The organism is Limnospira platensis NIES-39 (assembly GCF_026000695.1).
Taxonomy (GTDB): domain Bacteria; phylum Cyanobacteriota; class Cyanobacteriia; order Cyanobacteriales; family Microcoleaceae; genus Limnospira; species Limnospira platensis.
Genome location: NZ_AP026945.1, coordinates 5,059,894 through 5,077,124, shown reverse-complemented (window position 1 = coordinate 5,077,124; position 17,231 = coordinate 5,059,894). Strand labels below are relative to the sequence as shown.

The 17,231-nt window shown below is 43.8% G+C and carries 12 protein-coding genes; 5 read left to right on the top strand and 7 right to left on the bottom strand.

The genetic code is table 11. The features are described from left to right. Positions 1-656: 656 nt before the first annotated feature. Positions 657-4,205 carry a helicase-related protein gene (locus N39L_RS24995; protein ID WP_014276700.1) on the bottom strand — a complete coding sequence of 1,183 codons (3,549 nt, stop codon included), beginning with the start codon at positions 4,203-4,205 and terminating at the stop codon, positions 657-659. Between the two features lie 585 nt (positions 4,206-4,790). On the opposite strand from N39L_RS24995, the gene N39L_RS24990 reads away from it, so the two are divergent. From N39L_RS24990 to N39L_RS24980, 3 genes are all read left to right on the top strand, one after another. After that, positions 4,791-4,994 (top strand): hypothetical protein, encoded by a 204-nt coding sequence (locus N39L_RS24990; protein ID WP_014276699.1) that lies wholly within the window; start codon positions 4,791-4,793, stop codon positions 4,992-4,994. Between the two features lie 36 nt (positions 4,995-5,030). Next, the gene (locus tag N39L_RS24985; RefSeq protein ID WP_006616195.1) at positions 5,031-5,936 is read left to right on the top strand and encodes an alpha/beta fold hydrolase; all 906 of its coding nucleotides are present in this window, start codon (positions 5,031-5,033) and stop codon (positions 5,934-5,936) included. A 537-nt stretch (positions 5,937-6,473) separates the two neighbouring features. Further along, positions 6,474-7,598 carry a THUMP domain-containing class I SAM-dependent RNA methyltransferase gene (locus N39L_RS24980; RefSeq protein WP_006616194.1) on the top strand — a complete coding sequence of 375 codons (1,125 nt, stop codon included), beginning with the start codon at positions 6,474-6,476 and terminating at the stop codon, positions 7,596-7,598. Between the two features lie 673 nt (positions 7,599-8,271). Here N39L_RS24980 and N39L_RS24975 read toward each other — a convergent pair. The 4 genes from N39L_RS24975 to N39L_RS24960 all read right to left on the bottom strand — a co-directional run bounded on the left by N39L_RS24975 (position 8,272) and on the right by N39L_RS24960 (position 13,209). After that, entirely contained in the window at positions 8,272-8,568 is a 297-nt protein-coding gene (locus N39L_RS24975) for an ABC transporter substrate-binding protein (protein WP_006618107.1), read from the bottom strand. A 59-nt stretch (positions 8,569-8,627) separates the two neighbouring features. Continuing rightward, a complete protein-coding gene (locus N39L_RS24970; RefSeq protein WP_006618106.1) occupies positions 8,628-11,057 on the bottom strand; it encodes an ATP-dependent helicase in 2,430 nt (809 codons plus the stop codon). 85 nt (positions 11,058-11,142) lie between these two features. Then, positions 11,143-11,694: a hypothetical protein gene (locus N39L_RS24965; RefSeq protein ID WP_006618105.1), complete on the bottom strand. Its 552-nt coding sequence runs from the start codon at positions 11,692-11,694 to the stop codon at positions 11,143-11,145. A gap of 66 nt (positions 11,695-11,760) precedes the next feature. Next, entirely contained in the window at positions 11,761-13,209 is a 1,449-nt protein-coding gene (locus tag N39L_RS24960) for a TIGR03985 family CRISPR-associated protein (protein ID WP_006618104.1), read from the bottom strand. Positions 13,210-13,294: 85 nt separating this feature from the next. On the opposite strand from N39L_RS24960, the gene crn3 reads away from it, so the two are divergent. Continuing rightward, on the top strand, positions 13,295-14,224 hold the full coding sequence (crn3, locus tag N39L_RS24955; RefSeq protein WP_014276695.1) for a CRISPR-associated ring nuclease Crn3/Csx3: 930 nt from the start codon (positions 13,295-13,297) through the stop codon (positions 14,222-14,224). 183 nt (positions 14,225-14,407) lie between these two features. Further along, positions 14,408-15,337 carry an RluA family pseudouridine synthase gene (locus tag N39L_RS24950; protein ID WP_006618102.1) on the top strand — a complete coding sequence of 310 codons (930 nt, stop codon included), beginning with the start codon at positions 14,408-14,410 and terminating at the stop codon, positions 15,335-15,337. On the opposite strand, the gene N39L_RS24945 is transcribed toward N39L_RS24950, so the two are convergent. Beyond that, positions 15,330-16,013 (bottom strand): hypothetical protein, encoded by a 684-nt coding sequence (locus N39L_RS24945; protein ID WP_014276694.1) that lies wholly within the window; start codon positions 16,011-16,013, stop codon positions 15,330-15,332. The two genes, N39L_RS24950 and N39L_RS24945, sit on opposite strands and share 8 nt — an antisense overlap. Continuing rightward, entirely contained in the window at positions 16,013-17,149 is a 1,137-nt protein-coding gene (locus N39L_RS24940; protein ID WP_006618100.1) for an AAA family ATPase, read from the bottom strand. Before N39L_RS24940 ends, N39L_RS24945 begins: the two co-directional genes overlap by 1 nt. Positions 17,150-17,231: the final 82 nt, after the last annotated feature.

The following is a 17,231-nucleotide window of genomic DNA, read 5'->3' as shown; positions in this document are numbered from 1 at the left end:
AGAGGGATAACCTACCGGGTTAACGGCAAATTTTATTAATCTGACGCACCACCTACAATCATCAATCATCAATTATCCCGTGGAGTGGGGCGGGTTTATTTATATCCCGGTCGGGTCCGAGTTAACGTAGGGTGCGTCAGAGGGATAACCTACCGGGTTAACGGCAAATTTTATTAATCTGACGCACCACCTACAATCATCAATCATCAAGGGTCAATTATCCGGTGGAGTGGGGCGGGTTTATTTATATCCCGGTCGGGTCCAAGTTAACGTAGGGTGCGTCAGAGGGATAACCTACCGGGTTAACGGCAAATTTTATTAATCTGACGCACCACCTACAATCATCAATCATCAATTATCCCGTGGAGTGGGGCGGGTTTATTTATATCCCGGTGGGGTCCGAGTTAACGTAGGGTGCGTCAGAGGGATAACCTACCGGGTTAACGGCAAATTTTATTAATCTGACGCACCACCTACAATCATCAATCATCAATCATCCCGTGGAGTGGGGCGGGTTTATTTATATCCCGGTGGGGTCCGAGAATTGACAGCAGAACCCGCCCCTACAATTATTAATTATAGGGGTTCGGTGGATTGGTGAGGTAATTTGCAAAGCCCCTCTCCCCTGTTGGGAGAGGGGTTTGGGGTGAGGGCTATCAATTGTCCATAATTTCCCCCCGTCCCCATAGTTTTTGCCAATTATAATTAATGCTGTGGGCGGCAAAATCGGGCTCTTGTTGAAACGGTTGGCGCACATAGCGCAGCCGATCGCTGGGAACTTCCACCAATGCTAGAATATAACTATCAGGTCGGTTAAAAGCCGTCAAAATCTCGTTTTTTGTTACCGTCACCGTTTGCGCCCCCTCAATGCGTCCTTTCACTTCAATAAAGCGCAATTGTCCGGTTTCGGGAATGACAGACTCGATATCATAACCGCACTTTTGGGCGCTAACGTCTCGCGGCTCATAGCCTAACTTCCTTTCCTGCTGCATAACCGCCTCCATTGCCGCTAATTCCACCGCTTCCCGGTTTTGGGAAAAAGTGTCGGAAATCTTCGGCGAGGGGGGTTGTCGGGCTTCCAGACGGTGGCTGGGAATGATTAAAGCTACCCCTACCAACAGGGGCGGCTGAGGGGAAAGTTTTCTTTCTAGTTCGAGTTCACTGAGCCGTTTTTCTAGGCGGGTGGCTAACTCATCGGCTCGTTGCTGGGCTTTGGTAGAGTTAAGTTTGGCGTTGGGTTTCCCGGCTTGCTCCTGAAGGCGCAAATCTACGGCTCTTTGGTCCCAATAGTTAATTTCCTTGGTGAGTCGGTCTTTTACCGCTGCTAGGGTTTTATCAATAAGTTCCTGTTTGGGTTTCTGGACTTCCGCCAAATGGGATGGGACTAGGTGGGTGATGGCGTAGTTAATCGCCTGTTTTTCGATGTCCTGTGGGAAGGTGAGGCTGGGTAAAATCTGGCCGATCGCCTTTTGTTCGTCTTCGGTGAGGGGGCGATAGTCCAAATAAGGCGCATATCCCCCATTAATGACTTCCGAGACAGTGGGGAAGTCCTCGGTAAACGGATTACAGGAAAGTTCTACATATTGCATCCTACGGGAAACTAACCGGCGCTGTCCGTTGGAGTCCGTGCGCGCATCCTGAATGCTATGTTCAAGATACACTAAGATTCTCTCGGTCTGAGAGTTGGGGTTTTCATCGACTAAAATAGTCCTCTGACGCAAGAGATTCCGATGACGTTCTAAAATCAGGTCTAGGGTAGCATCAAGGAGGGGATGACCCGGACAAATCAGGTCGGCTATGGGTTTACCCGAAACGCTGATCAGGTCCTTGTCAAAGCAAATGCGCTCATAACTGTTAAGTATAGGTTCAGCGAGTCCAATTTGGCGATCGCGATGACGAATGACCGCCGGAACATGGGTAATTTGATAGCGTTGGGGTTCCCTGGGGCGCAGGTTTCCCCCCAAGCGGGTGAAGGCTTCCTGGAAAAATAAGCCGATAAAATGGGGTTGGAGTTTCCGCGCTTGCGCCCTTTCCATGTCTTCGCGAATGGCTTGGACTCTGGTGATGTCTAGGGAGTCCCTCGCGAGGGCTTTTTCTTCGATCAGTTTTTGCAGATATTCCCGGTTGAGGCGATCGCTAACTAATTGCTGCTGTTTGGCTTTAATATCAGGGCGATCGCCATAGCGAATAGCCTCAATGAGTAACTCCCGCAACTCTACCTGGGCGATCGCTTTTCCCAACACATCAAACACCTGACCCCCCAAGGCTTTTTGCTCAATTTCTAATTTCCGCAACAGGGATAAATATACATCCCCCTCCCGGGTTTCCCCCGCTACCAAATTCCACAAATGACAAACTTCCGTCTGTCCGATCCGGTGAATGCGCCCAAATCTCTGCTCTAAACGATTGGGATTCCAAGGTAGGTCATAATTAACCATAAGATAAGCCCGTTGTAGGTTAATTCCTTCCCCGGCTGCGTCGGTGGCTACCAATACCTGGATATTAACATCCTGTTTAAAGGCTTCCTCGGCTTTTTTGCGCTCCTCCCGTCCCATACCTCCATGAATGGTAACTACCGCTTCTGGACGACCTAACAGGGTTCTAATGCGATCGCGCAAATAGTTAAGGGTGTCGCGATGTTCGGTAAAAATTACCAGTTTCGGCAAGGTTTTCGGTGCTATTTCCCCGTCGCTATTGTGGGGTTTGGGGGTAAAAAATTCCCCCTCAATTACCTGGGATAATTGTTCCCATTTACAATCTTTCCCACTCTGGCGCACCCGTTGGGCTAAATCTTCCAGTTGGCGCAGATGTTCGATTTCTGTTTGCAATTCCTGAATAGTCCGAGAAGCCGTCGCTAGATCCACAACTTCGGTTTCGATGTTTTCCCTTTCGCTACTGGCTGCGTCTTCAAAATCATCATCAATATCTTCTTGATTAATCACCATCCCCTGGTCTAGTTTGGCGTTGATTTCTCGGTGCATTAGTTGTTCTTCCCGCAGTCTTTTTTGGAGGCGATCGCGCCGCCTTTTCAGAGACTGACAAATGGCTTCGGGAGAGGAAGCCAGACGACGCTGGAGAATGGTTAAGGCAAAACCTACGGTTCCTTTACGTCCTTTTTGGGTGAGGGTATCGGCGCGGTTAAATTCTTCTTTCACATAGTCGGTTACCCGTTTATATAGAATCGCTTCCAACTCCGAAAGACGATATTCTACCGTGTGGGCGCGACGTTCCGGAAACAGGGGGCGACCATCAAATTTTAGCAGGTTTTCTTTAATCAGACGACGCATCAAGTCCGAGGTATCGCAGACATGGACACCATCCCGAAATTTCCCCTCAAAGCGATCGCCATCCAACAGAGCCAAAAATAGTTGAAAATCCTCTTCCTTTCCATTGTGTGGCGTGGCGGTCATCAGCACAAAATGGCGGGTTAAACTCGACAGAAGTTTCCCCAATTTGTAGCGTTTAGTTTCCCGAATTTCCCCCCCAAAAAAGGAAGCCGACAATTTATGGGCTTCATCAACTACCACCAAATCCCAATCAGTTTGGTTGAGTTTCGCCTGTAATTGAGGATTCCGGCTAAGTTTATCTAACTGTGCTATCAATAGGGGAATTTCTGTAAAGGCGTTTCCGGTGCGGGCTGCTTCAAGGCGATCGTTCGTTAAAATTTCAAAAGGTAGGTGAAACTTCTGATATAATTCATCCTGCCATTGTATCGCCAAACTCCCCGGACAGACAATTAAACACTTTTGTAAATCCCCCCTAATTAGCAATTCCCGGATAAATAATCCCGCCATAATAGTTTTACCCGCCCCCGGGTCATCCGCCAACAGAAACCGCAGAGGTTGACGGTTCAGCATTTGGTTATAAACCGCATCAATTTGGTGTGGGAGAGGTTCCACCAAAGAAGTATGAACAGCCAGCCGAGGGTCAAACAAATGGGCGAGGCGAATGCGGTGCGCTTCCGACACCAGCCTAAATATAGCACCATCTCCGTTAAAACTCCAAGGCTGTCCATCAGTCACAATTTCTAAGGTTTCTTGGTCACTCCTAAATAGTAGTTGATTATTAGGTTTCCCCCGACTATCTTTATAAGTCAATTCAATCACATCGCTACTACACCAATTGGCATCAATAACCGTGACATTTTCCCTCGGCAAAATCCCTTTAATAATTGTACCACGAGTTATATCTTCAAGTTTAATCATATCCCTCAATTTAAAATTATCAATCTGTTATCTCGTAGGGTGCGTCAGAAGGATAACCTAGCGGGTTAACGGCAAATTTTCTTAATCTGACGCACCACTACAATCATCAATCATCAATCATCAATTATCCATTATCCATTATCCATTATCCATTATCCATTAATAATTATCAATCATCAATTATCCGGTAAGGCGGGGCGGGTTTATTAAGTTATCTAGTAGGGTGCGTCAGAAGGATAACCTAGCGGGTTAACGGCAAATTTGATTAATCTGACGCACCACCTACGAAATCATTTATTATCTATTATCCATTATCCGGTGAGGTGGGGCGGGTTTATTAAGTTATCTAGTAGGGTGCGTCAGAAGGATAACCTAGCGGGTTAACGGCAAATTTGATTAATCTGACGCACCACCTACGAAATCATCAATTATCTATTATCAATTATCCGGTGGGGTGGGGCGGGTTTATTAAGTTATCTAGTAGGGTGCGTCAGAAGGATAACCTAGCGGGTTAACGGCAAATTTGATTAATCTGACGCACCACCTACGAAATCATTTATTATCTATTATCAATTATCCGGTGGGGTGGGGCGGGTTTATTTATATCCCGGTAGGGATGGAGAATTGACAGCAGAACCCGCCCCTACCAAATCATCAATTATCTATTATCAATTATCCGGTGGGGTGGGGCGGGTTTATTTATATCCCGGTAGGGATGGAGAATTGACAGCAGAACCCGCCCCTACCAAATCATTTATTATCTATTGTCAATTATCAATTATTTTGTGATATGATGAAACCACAGAGTTTACAAAAGTTCATAATATGACCGCAACCCAACCGTCTGTAAATGTCCCTAGTTGTTTGGAGTCTCTCGATTGGACCTGGAAAAATCACTCCATCCGCTATACAGTCCAGGGAACAGGCCAACCCCTGATTTTAGTCCATGGGTTTGGGGCTTCGATTGGTCATTGGCGACAAAATATCCCCGTTTTAGCAGCCGGAGGATATCGGGTCTTTGCTTTAGATTTATTGGGTTTTGGGGCTTCTGGGAAACCAGCCGTTGATTATACTTTGGACCTATGGGAAGAATTGCTCCGGGACTTCTGGAGTGAACAGGTGGGAGAACCTGCAGTTTTTGTCGGTAACTCCATTGGGGCCCTGCTTAGTCTCATGGTAGCAGTAAATTATCCCGATATTTGCCGGGGCGCTGTCCTGTTAAACTGCGCCGGAGGCTTGAATCATCGCCCGGAAGAGTTGAATTTTCCCCTCCGGGTGGTGATGGGAACATTTACTAAGTTAGTCGCTTCCCCCGCTATTGGGCCCCTTGTGTTTAACCAAGTCCGCCAAAAACACCGCATCCGCAATACCCTCCGCCAAGTCTACGGAAACCGAGAAGCCATCACAGATGAGTTGGTGGATTTACTCTATGAACCCTCTAATGATGTCGGCGCACAACAGGTTTTTGCTTCCATTTTAAGCGCCCCCCCTGGGTCTCGGCCCTCGGAACTTTTGCCAAAATTACAGCGTCCTCTATTAGTAATCTGGGGGGAAAATGACCCCTGGACTCCGATTAAGGGTGCTGATATTTATCGGGATTTAGCTACAACTGGTGCATCGGTTGAGTTTGTTTCTATTCCCGAAACTGGCCACTGTCCCCACGATGAACGGCCAACTGTGGTTAATCCTCTGATTCTTAATTGGTTGGACAACCTGGGCGGCTCGCTTTAGGACAGCGATAATTGATCGAATATGTGGGGACTTCCCCCCTATTTGCTGCTGAATGGGTCTAAGCAAACGTCCATTGCTAACGGTGTGGGGAAATATAAAAATTACCTATTCGGTAAGGGTTTTGGGCATTCATCAAAATTTTTTTTGATAAAAGTGTTGACAAAACTATGGGGGTTGGCTAGAGTTACAAGCGTGTGAGGAGCGAACCAGTCAGGACACCGAGACGAAACACGGCCAGTCGCCGGTGTCCTTTCTGAAAAAAGAATACTAATGTCTCTGCTAAATATGCTTCATTCCATATGTGGTGTGTGGGTGAAATGGGGCGATCATGTCTAATGGTCGCTCCCCCTTATATATGGTTAATTAGGATTGCTATATATGGGTTTTGTCTGATTCGGTTTTGATTACAGATATTTTTGGGGCTGCTTGCATTTGAGGAAAAATGATATATAATTGTGGGTTTGATGGTAAATTCCCATGATGGGATTAGTATTTGCACCTAGTAAATATTCCGGTAAAAATTTAAATTGTAGTTGAATGTCTGAGTATTTTGCGACGGTGGCTCATGGGTTGGAGTCGGTGGCGGCTGATGAGTTGGAAAGTCTGGGCGCGAGAGAGGTAAAGCCGGACTTTGCGGGGGTGGGTTTTAGTGGCGATCGCCGCTTACTTTATCGGGTTAATCTATGGTCAAGAACGATTTTTAGGGTGTTGGTTCCCATAGCCAAATTCCCCAGTCCGAACAGCGATCGCCTTTATCAGGAAGTCCAGAAAATAGATTGGGAAGAATATATTAAACCCTATCAAACTATATCGGTTCACTGTACAGGTAAAAATCGACAGTTGAATCATACCCATTTTACGGCTTTACAGGTGAAAAATGCGATCGTTGATCAACAGCGAGACAAGTTTAGTCAGCGGTCAACGGTGGATGTTTTAGATGCTGATCTACACATAAATCTGCATATAAACGGTAATCATGGCATCCTCAGCCTAGATAGTTCTGGTCCTAGTCTACATCGACGGGGATATCGTCCGGCGGTGGGAAAAGCCCCCCTTAAAGAAAGTCTGGCGGCGGGGTTATTGCATTTGGCACAATGGCAAGGCGATCGCCCTTTCTTAGACCCTTTATGCGGTTCTGGAACTCTCCCCCTAGAAGCGACTTTGAAAGCCCTCAACGTCGCACCAGGGCTATTTCGTGAAACATTTGCTTTGATGAAGTGGTCAGATTTTGATGAGTCTCTGTGGAAGGAGTTAGTCCGGGAGGCGGAAGCTAGTTGTCGGGAAGATTTGCAGATTTCTATCGGAGGATGCGATCATAATTCGGAAGCGATCGCCCAGGCTAATTATAATGCCAAAAAGTGCGGGGTAGATAGTCACATTCGCTTATGGCAGGCAGACCTATCACAGGTGGAACCGACGGGGGATAATGGGTTAATTGTCTGCAACCCTCCCTATGGGGAACGTTTGGGAAATGTGGAGGAGTTGGGAGATTTATATCAGCAACTTGGGGATATTCTCAAACAACGCTTTAAGGGGTGGACGGCGTTTATCTTTACCGGAAACAAAGCCCTATCAAAGCGCATTGGATTAAGAACTTCCCAACGGATACCCCTATACAATGGGGCCCTACCCTGCACTCTACTCAAATATGAGTTATATTAACAGCCCCCAAACAGAGGCCAAGAAACCCGGTTTCTCAACATAAACGGTGGGGCGGGTTTATTAATACGGTCGTGGGGATGGAGAATTGACAGCAGAACCCGCCCCTACCATTATTCATTATCCGCTGGGGCGGGTTTATTAATACGGTCGTGGGGATGGAGAATTGACAGCAGAACCCGCCCCTACCATTATTAATTATCCGCTGGGGCGGGTTTATTGATATGGTCGTGGGGATGGAGAATTGACAGCAGAACCCGCCCCTACCATTATTCATTATCCGCTGGGGCGGGTTTATTAATACGGTCGTGGGGATGGAGAATTGACAGCAGAACCCGCCCCTACCATTATTAATTATCCGCTGGGGCGGGTTTATTGATATGGTCGTGGGGATGGAGAATTGACAGCAGAACCCGCCCCTACCATTATTCATTATCCGCTGGGGCGGGTTTATTAATACGGTCGTGGGGATGGAGAATTGACAGCAGAACCCGCCCCTACCATTATTAATTATCCGCTGGGGCGGGTTTATTCATTAAGTCGTGGGGATGGAGAATTGACAGCAGAACCCGCCCCTACCATTATTAATTATCCGCTGGGGCGGGTTTATTGATATGGTCGTGGGGATGGAGAATTGACAGCAGAACCCGCCCCTACCATTATTAATTATTAATTATTAATTGACTGGAATTTCAATGATAAATTCTGCTTTAACCTTGAGAAGAATGGGACGATTTAATATATCTCCCCGTTGTTCTACCACCAGTTGAATGGTACGGACTTGATCAATACCACCTGGAGCAGTTCCCCCACTCAGAGTTTGCAGAACCCCTATTTTGATAGGTTCTCCTCGGTTAATGGTAACACAAGCGATCGCATCTGTGCATTCAAAAGGTGGCTCCTGAGTACAACCATTCAGCCAGGTAGCGACGGAAAAGAAAAGTGACAGTAAAGGTAGGTTAAACTTCAACATAATGGGAAATAGTTGAGAGTTGACTCTTTAAAGTTGATGAATTACACGGGGATACCTAATTAATTATCTTCATTGTAGCTCCTGGATATGAAATTATGGGGAAATTCTGTTTTTAAGGCAGTTACAACCGGACATGGTGCTTGTTTTTGCTGATTTTCTGGTTTGCGCCAAGAATAGGGAGCCAGTTGGGCTGCGGACATCCATAACAGCCGTTTAGCTCTAGTCATGGCTACATAAAGTAAGCGATATTCCTCAGCATTTTTTAGATATTTCGCCTGTTCCCAGGCGGTAGTTATATCGGGTAATTGCTGGTAATTATGAAGGTAAGCGCGAATTTGGGCGCGGGCGACTTCCGGCAGGGTAAAATCTCCTAAAAATCGTTTTTGGGGATTAACTCGCAGGTTTCCGGGGATGTTTTTTTCATGTAAAAATGGCAGAAATACATAATCCCAGTCTAGTCCTTTGGCTTTGTGCATGGTGATAATTGTCACCTGACCGGGACGGGTAAAAATACTATCATCCGAATTTTCTTCGTCTGTTTCTATAGTGTCAAATTTTTCGGAACTAACGATTTCATCTAAAGTGGTTAACATCGCCGATAAGGTTTGATTTCCGGCGGTATGCTGAGAAATTCTAGTGGCGAGTTTATCGGCGCTGGCGAGTTCGCTTTTTTCGTATTGTAAGGCGAGGGCGAGAAATGAAATTAATTCATAAACGGGAAGTTCAAAACGGGCTTTAATTAGGCTACAGCAGAGTTGACGACAGCGGCTGACATTTTCTGATTGAGGAGGTGAGAGGGGGCCCGGATATAAAAATTGTTCCGGCTGTGCTGCTAGGATGTTAAAATCTTGGTTGGGAATACGATGGCGATCGCTTAATACTTTCAGAGCAGCCTTCAAATAATTAGGAGAATGGGGGCGGTGTATGAATTGCAGCAACTGCAACATTTCCCTAGGAATATGAGACTGACGAGCGCTTTCATAAGCGTCAAATATCGTAATCGGATAATCACTCAAGTTCACCTCTACCTCATATTCTTGAGGTTGGCGTAGCGCCTTAGCGATAAATTCCCCTTGGCGATTTTCTCGGACTAAAATTGCAAAACTTCCCTCTGGGTGCTGCTGAAAAATGGAGAAAATTCGTTTAAAAATGAGGTTAACAGTATCATAAATGCTTTCAGGCTGATATATTTCTACTCCTTGTCCGTGGGGTTCAGGGTTAGCATTTTTTTGGGGATCATCCGGGTCAACTGGGCGAATATCCTGTGCCCTAAACGGCAGTTCTGGAAACTCAGAAAATTTATCATTTACCCACTTTAATACAAAGTTAGCAGCCTTAATAATAATCTGATTACTACGTCCCGCCCTATCCATAGTCGCTAACCTTCCCAAGGCTTCGCAGTTTTCACAAAATTGGCGAAAATAAACCGGGTCGGCGGGGGTAAATGTTGAGTTAATCGCTTGATTTGAGTCTCCCACTCGCACTAAGTTTAAGTTAGCCAAATCGGAATTATTACCACTATCTTGGGCTAAAATTTCTATGAGTTGATTTTGCAGAGGGGTAGAGTCTTGGGCTTCGTCTTCAAATACCGCAAATACTCGCTGTTGCCAACTTTGACGGATCTGGGGATTTTCCAAGACCCGCAAAGCCCCTAAAATCATTTCGTCATAATCAATTAATTGCTGCTTTTGTAACAGTTCTTGATAGTTATCATATAAGCCAGCCGCTATATTCATAATTTGGTAATCGTCCGGGATTTTTTCCCCTAACCTTCGCAACTGGTCAGGAGTTAAGCCAGAACTTTTCGCTTCATGAATAACTTTCAAGGCTAACTCTGGTAAAACTTCAGTACGCAAAACCGATCGCCGCCGCCATCTTTCGGTTTCTTCTGAGTCAAATTGACATCCCTCGATTAGGGTTTCGTACAGGCGGGGATTATGGGTAATCCACTGTTCAACACAGGCGCGGATTAGGCGGTGGCTGGAGGTGGGGACGACTAGGGTGGCATTTTCTAGGTCTAAGCCTGACAATGCCGGGTGATTGGTCGCAATGTATAGCGCTAGTCCGTGCAGGGTATTCACCACGAAGCCGACCGGGGAAATGGAGAGATTGTTGAGGTGTTGGCGAATTTTGGCGCGGATATTACTGGCGGCGGCACGGGTGAAGGTGACAACGATTAATTGGCGTTGGGGGTTGAGTTGATGACGAGCGATCGCTAAAGCTGCCGCAGCAGCCATTCCCGTCGATTTTCCCGCACCAGGAACTGCAGAAACCGCCAACCGTCCCCCCTTCCATTTACCCATCGCATCTTGTCCGGGACGTAGGCTAGACTCTATGCTATCAAGGGCTTTTTGTCTTTCTCGCCTACTGGTTTCTGCTATCTCCGAGTCGGGGGTATGGCTTGAGTCCCACAGGTCTCCCCGGCTATCAGGGGACGGGTTTAATTGGTCTTCGGTATCTTTAGTCACAAACCGCGCCCAGTATATCATTTGATTTTCAGTTTAGCAGATTTTGGGATTTTTAGCAAGTGATTGGCTAAATTTTCCCGCCAAACTAACTAATTAATCGAGGTTTTTAATCCTGAATTAATTGCCTAATTTTGGGCATACTAGAAACTATACCTTCTCCTCGGTCATTAAATATCGGGTTATCATTGACTCCCCAAGTTCCTGTAGCTTCTAAGGAGTACAGGGTTCCTAACAAACGAGCGCCATTTTGGTCAATATTAGTATTTTCAGCCTGGGGATATACTGGCTTCCAAAGGTTGATAATATAACGACAATAGGCGGCGACTAAACGACAGGATACAGCATCATCAAGAAGCGATCGCACAAGGGCTGCGGGTCTCGGATAATCCTCTAATAATTCACTATAGACTAATTCCGCCGTTTTGGGTTTAAATTGAGCCACCCCAATAGACCAGTTAGCCCAATAAACTAACCGAGGTAAAATTCTGGCAATAATTTCCTCGATATCATCTTTAAAACCTCGCCGTTGTAATTCATCTAAAATAATCCCTCCCGCAATTTCGGGAGAAATCGCAAACTCAGCCGCTGCACTGTGAATATGATGGCGCAGTTTATGGATGATTAACTCTTGTTTAGAATAGCTAGAAATTGAGACCATAGCCTGATATTAGATAGGTAAATTTGATAATGTATGGCACATTTAATCAGCCTGTTAATTACTGAATTACTGAAGATAATGCAAACGTTCTGCTTCTACCTCCTCTAACATTTGTTGACGTAGGACAACTGGTGCAATTATTTCTCCCTTGGGTCGCCAGTCTCGCAGTCGCATAACTATGTTAATATCACCGACCCGCACCCATGCTTGATAGTAGGCATCATCAGGAGAACGTTGGCGCAAAATATTCTTGATCAGTTGTCTTTCTTCCCTATTATCAACCTGGGTATCAACGGATTTAAATAATTCCGAATAAGGCATTTTTTGGAAAGTTGAATGTCTCACAGTATCATCCACATAATTACTAGCAAAGTCTACAGGAAAGCGCACAATCAATAGAGCTTTAGGTAGATAAAAATTAAACCCCCAGGCTTGCTCTAGTTCTTCTTCAATCCATCCCGGATTAGGAAGTGTACCAGTTTGGTGCTGTTTCTGGAGAACTTGAGGAACTTCTGGATCATCCCAGGATAAAATCCTCAATTGGGGAGACAAAATGCGATCGAGTCGATAATTATGCCAAGTCATTGCACCCCAAGGATCAACTCCATAAGCACTCAGATACTTAGCGCGTCTAGCATAGTGTAAACACACAGGATACACTGTAACTAAAGCTGCCCTATTTTCCCGTGCTACCCAGGTTTTAAATTGAATTACGCCGCCATTATGATTATACCATAAAGATTCAATTTGTTGTTGGTAATCATCTACTTTTTCCTGGATTTCTGCGGACAGAATATAGTCAAAATGCAGAAAAATCCGACGATTTGGCTCTAGGAAAGAACCAGATGAGTTAGTCGGGGAGTCGGTAAATGCCTCCCATAAACTATTAATGGCAATGTCAATATCTGGCTGTACAAAAGCGACAGATTCTAATATATAGATAAGATGCGATTTTTGACTCGAAGATAGTTGTTCAAAGTAGCGGTTAGGGTGAGTTTGCATAGGTGGCTTGGGTAACTGTTGGGGAGGTAAAGAATAATAGCCTTGGCGGGTTCTATACTTTAACCATCCCTGGGATGCTAACAGGGTTAAATCGTCTCGTAATGAACGGTGAACTGTAGCAAAAGGACAGTAATCTAACTGAGTTTTAATTTCCGCCACAGATAAGCCTGTGCGTTGGGATGTTTCCGTTACCCATTCACTCAAACTTTGGGGTAAGTTACTATGGATTAATATGGTACTAAGTGACTGATGACATAAACATTTTGGGTCAGAACAATTTCCGGTTAATTCTTGGGCTGATAAAGTTTCGCCTTTGCTATGACTGAGAGAAAATAGGCGATCGCGTAATTGGCTATAACGAAATGGCTGAGATAGAGATTTAACCCAATTAAATTGTCCTCCGTAAAGGCGATCGAGTATTAACCACAGTCGGACTGATCTATGTAACCTGCTAGGAAACTGTCCCTGACTCAACCATTGCAAAATCGCCGGACTAGGTGGATAAGTAAACATACTAATTTGTTGTAGAAGTACCCTCTTCAATTGCCATGCCATAATACTCTACAATATTTGTAGCTGAATGTGTTGGTTAAAAAAAATGCCCCAGTCTGCTGAATCAGCGATTAAATTAACTTTAAGTAAATCCCGGTCTGTACAAGGGTTAAGTTATCAGATTCTGTCTATTGAATTGGTAACTAAAGACCGCCTAATTTCCCCGGAAGATTTGAGAGACCAGACTTTACCTCCCCACATTGACTATAAAGGTGGTATAGTTATCTCAGGGCGTGGTCCGATCTGGCTTTATGGCTATCTAATTCATGAACTACACCCGGCTGCTTGGGTGGCTTGCTACGATCCGCGTTTAGGTGCGGTGGTAGTTTCCACCCACTCCCGACAAACTCAGGTCGGACAGGTTTTATCTATCGATTTACAGGAAAATTTACCCCCGCGTTTGTGTCCAGCCATGATGATTGTAGGACCACCTGACAGCGGTAAATCTGTCCTCTCCCACGCACTATTCCGCACCCTATTAACTCAGTATTCTGACATATATTTACAGAGGGCTCACTGGGATGGTGAAGGTAATTGGATTTTGGAGTTGGGGGAGATGACAAAATCAAGCGATCGCGAAGCCTATAAACTGGCTTATAAGGGTGGGATAACTGATAAATTTTTCGAGCATCATAGTCAAGCTATTCTTAATCTACGTCGTCAAAAAACTTTAGTTTTGGTAGATGTAGGTGGTAAAGTGCAGCCGGAAAAAGTACCGCTATTAGAAGCCTGTACTCATTATTTAGTGATTAGTTCACAGCCAGAAGAAATTGCTCCTTGGCATGAGTTTTGTCGCGATCGCGGTAATCTAAAATGTCTAGCAGTGGTGCATAGTTCTTTGGAAATAGAGGAGGTAATCCATAAACGGGAACCTTGGCTAGAAATGACTTGGGGTGTACTGGAACAAGGGGGTATTTGCCAAATTCCTACAGTATTACTTGAACAGGTACAAACCCTCCTAAAACCACCGCAGTAAATTAATCGGAGGTTATCTCATCTGTAAAATTCTTGTGGTCACGGTGGGCGGTTGATACTAACCTCTGGTAACATCAATTAGCAGCCTGAATCCATATCGGGTAATCATCTAGTATATGGTTATGGGTTGACAAATTGATGATTTTGTGATAGATTTAACCTCATGTCTTGATCAGAGAGTTAATTGTTAAATTCAGGTTGGATTTATCGCGAACAAGTCGATCGCCTTAGCGCCGGATTAACTGTCTTGGATTACTATAGCAAGCGATATACCCATTCCAGTAGAAATGAATGGTGCGATCGCATTAATAACCAGCAGATTTGGTTAGATGGAAAGCCAGCGACAGCAGACATAGAACTTCAAGCCGGACAGCAACTCGCCTATCATCGACCTCCTTGGAATGAACCGGATGTTCCTTTATCTTTCCAGGTAATTTATGAGGATGCAGATATTTTAGTAGTTGCGAAACCGTCAGGACTTCCAGTGATACCTGGTGGGGGTTTTTTGGAACATACCCTACTGCGACAATTACAAAGGAAATATCCCCAGGATACACCGATACCAATTCATCGCTTAGGTAGGGGAACATCAGGACTCGTGTTGTTGGCGAGGTCTACCGTAGGGCGATCGTATTTAACCAAACAAATGCGCCAGCGACAAATTACTAAGGTTTATTTAGCCTTAGCTGAAGGTTGTAGTCCCAGGGATTATTTTAGTATTAATTGTGCGATCGGCAAAATTCCCCATCCCATTATCGGCTATATTTACGGCGCGACAGAAACCGGATTATCCGCCGAAAGTAACTGTCAAGTAATTCGGCGAGACAGCGATAAAATGATCGTACAAGTAACCATTCTCACAGGTAGACCCCATCAAATCCGCATTCACCTCGCCGCCGCCGGATTTCCCCTAGTGGGAGATCCTCTTTATACCATTGGCGGAAAGCCACGCATAACCGACCCAACCTCAAACCATCATAGCACATTTCCCGGAGATTGTGGATATTATTTACACGCTTATTCTCTCAGTTTCCAGCATCCTCAAACTGGCGCAAATCTCCATCTAACCGCTACCCCACCCCAGGAATTATCTACCGAATATCCACCTATGTAGATATTTGGGTTTTAATCATTTCACAAAAACTCAAGAAAGTTTGAAAACTTTTTAAATGCTGACCATTAAATGCTGTCCTTTTTTGCAATTCTTGTAAATAATGTTTCTCTCTAGCATCCCCAGGGTTTCTTTTAGTGTAGCATATATTTTTGGCTCGGAAAATTTCTTTTAAATATTCACCGTGAAACTCAGCATGATTTTTATTATTATAGCTACCCATAGCTTCCGGATCATCTTGAGAAACATCATAATAATTCACATAATCTAATAATGGAGATTCTAAAGGTTGTCGGGAATCAAAAATTTTGCGATTTCCCAATAACCAAGTCTCTATACAACGATTTTGCACAATAATTTTAATTTTAGTATTGCCTATATTTCGATCTTGGCTCTTTTTTTGAACATCATTTAATCTTGCATCCACAGTTTCTTCATCAGCATCCACACAAATCACTAAATAATCATAATTGTTGGTTTCCCGAATTTTGTCAATAGCGTTATCAAGACCATCATGCAAAATAGCCGGATAGCCTTCTCCACTTATCAGATAATAATTATTCTTTTGAACGTGGTCATGATATTTAACTCTAGTTAATTCAGGAACTAAATATGACAGCCATTTGGGATAAATTTTTTTTTCCGTGCTATTTCCCTCTACTAAGAAGTAAATATTCATTAATCTTCCTCATCTTCTTGTTCATCTTGCAGCACATTGATTAAATCAATAAAAGCCTTTTGTCTCGATTCTGTTATATGAAAATCTTTGGCACTTTTCACAGTCACTAAACCCCCTTTACGAGTGACTATTTTCCAATATGCAGGACTGATATTATTAATGATATAAGGGTGATGGCTGGTCAGAATAAATTGAGATTGTCTATCCGTTAAAATTAACTCCGTGACCCGATCAATGCAATTAACTCCTAAACTATTCTCAAATTCATCAATCAGAATCACGCCATCATTAGGAGACAAATATAATTCACTTATATACATCAACGTTTTAAACATTCCTGATGAAATATTATCAATCCATTTTTCGACTCCTTTTTCTTTGATACTAACAATCGTAGCCTCTTGTAATAATCGGGATAATGCCATAGGAATATCCTCATCTTTTAAAGTTTCGACTTGGATATCTTCGACATTATTAAAGATACTGATAAAAGTTTTTTTGATTTTGGCAAACTCTTCGGGCAGTATTCTATAAAGAATAGCCAATTTAATAAAAATAGGTAAATCACTTTCCTTTAGAAATGACAAAGACGCATTTTCATGCTTTTTAAAGACAGATACTGGCAATCTCCATATTTTATCAAAATCACGTTCTGAATCAGTAAATATAATTTTGTCTAGTTCTTCTTTAATTGGAATAATAATATCTTCTTCCTTTAATAATTCAATGACGCTCTCAAAAGGCGATAACTTAGGGGTTTTGACTCCCTGAAAAATTATCTGTTCTGGTGTTCTCTCCACAATGATATTTTCATTTAATTGTAGAGTTTCTTCAAGAATTCTAACCGATTCTTCTTTCTCAGAATCACTATCAATAGGGGTTAAATTTTCTTTGGTTTGAAATTTACCAGTCCACAGATATTGATGATTGTCTTTGGTGGAGAAACTAACACTCCAGCTAACGCCATTTAAAGACGCGCCATTGGCTATGGCTTTTAAACTATAGATAGATTTTAATATTCTTGTTTTTCCAGCGCCAGACACCCCCACCAGTAGGTTACAATTTTCTAATAAATCTATGGGTGCAAGTCTCCATTGATATTCTTCATCGTAATATTCTAGTTGATTGATTTTCATGGTTTGACTTTATCGGTAAATTATGGCAGCCAATTATAACACAAATTTAGGCACTTAATTAGTTATCTTGATTAATTTTTGT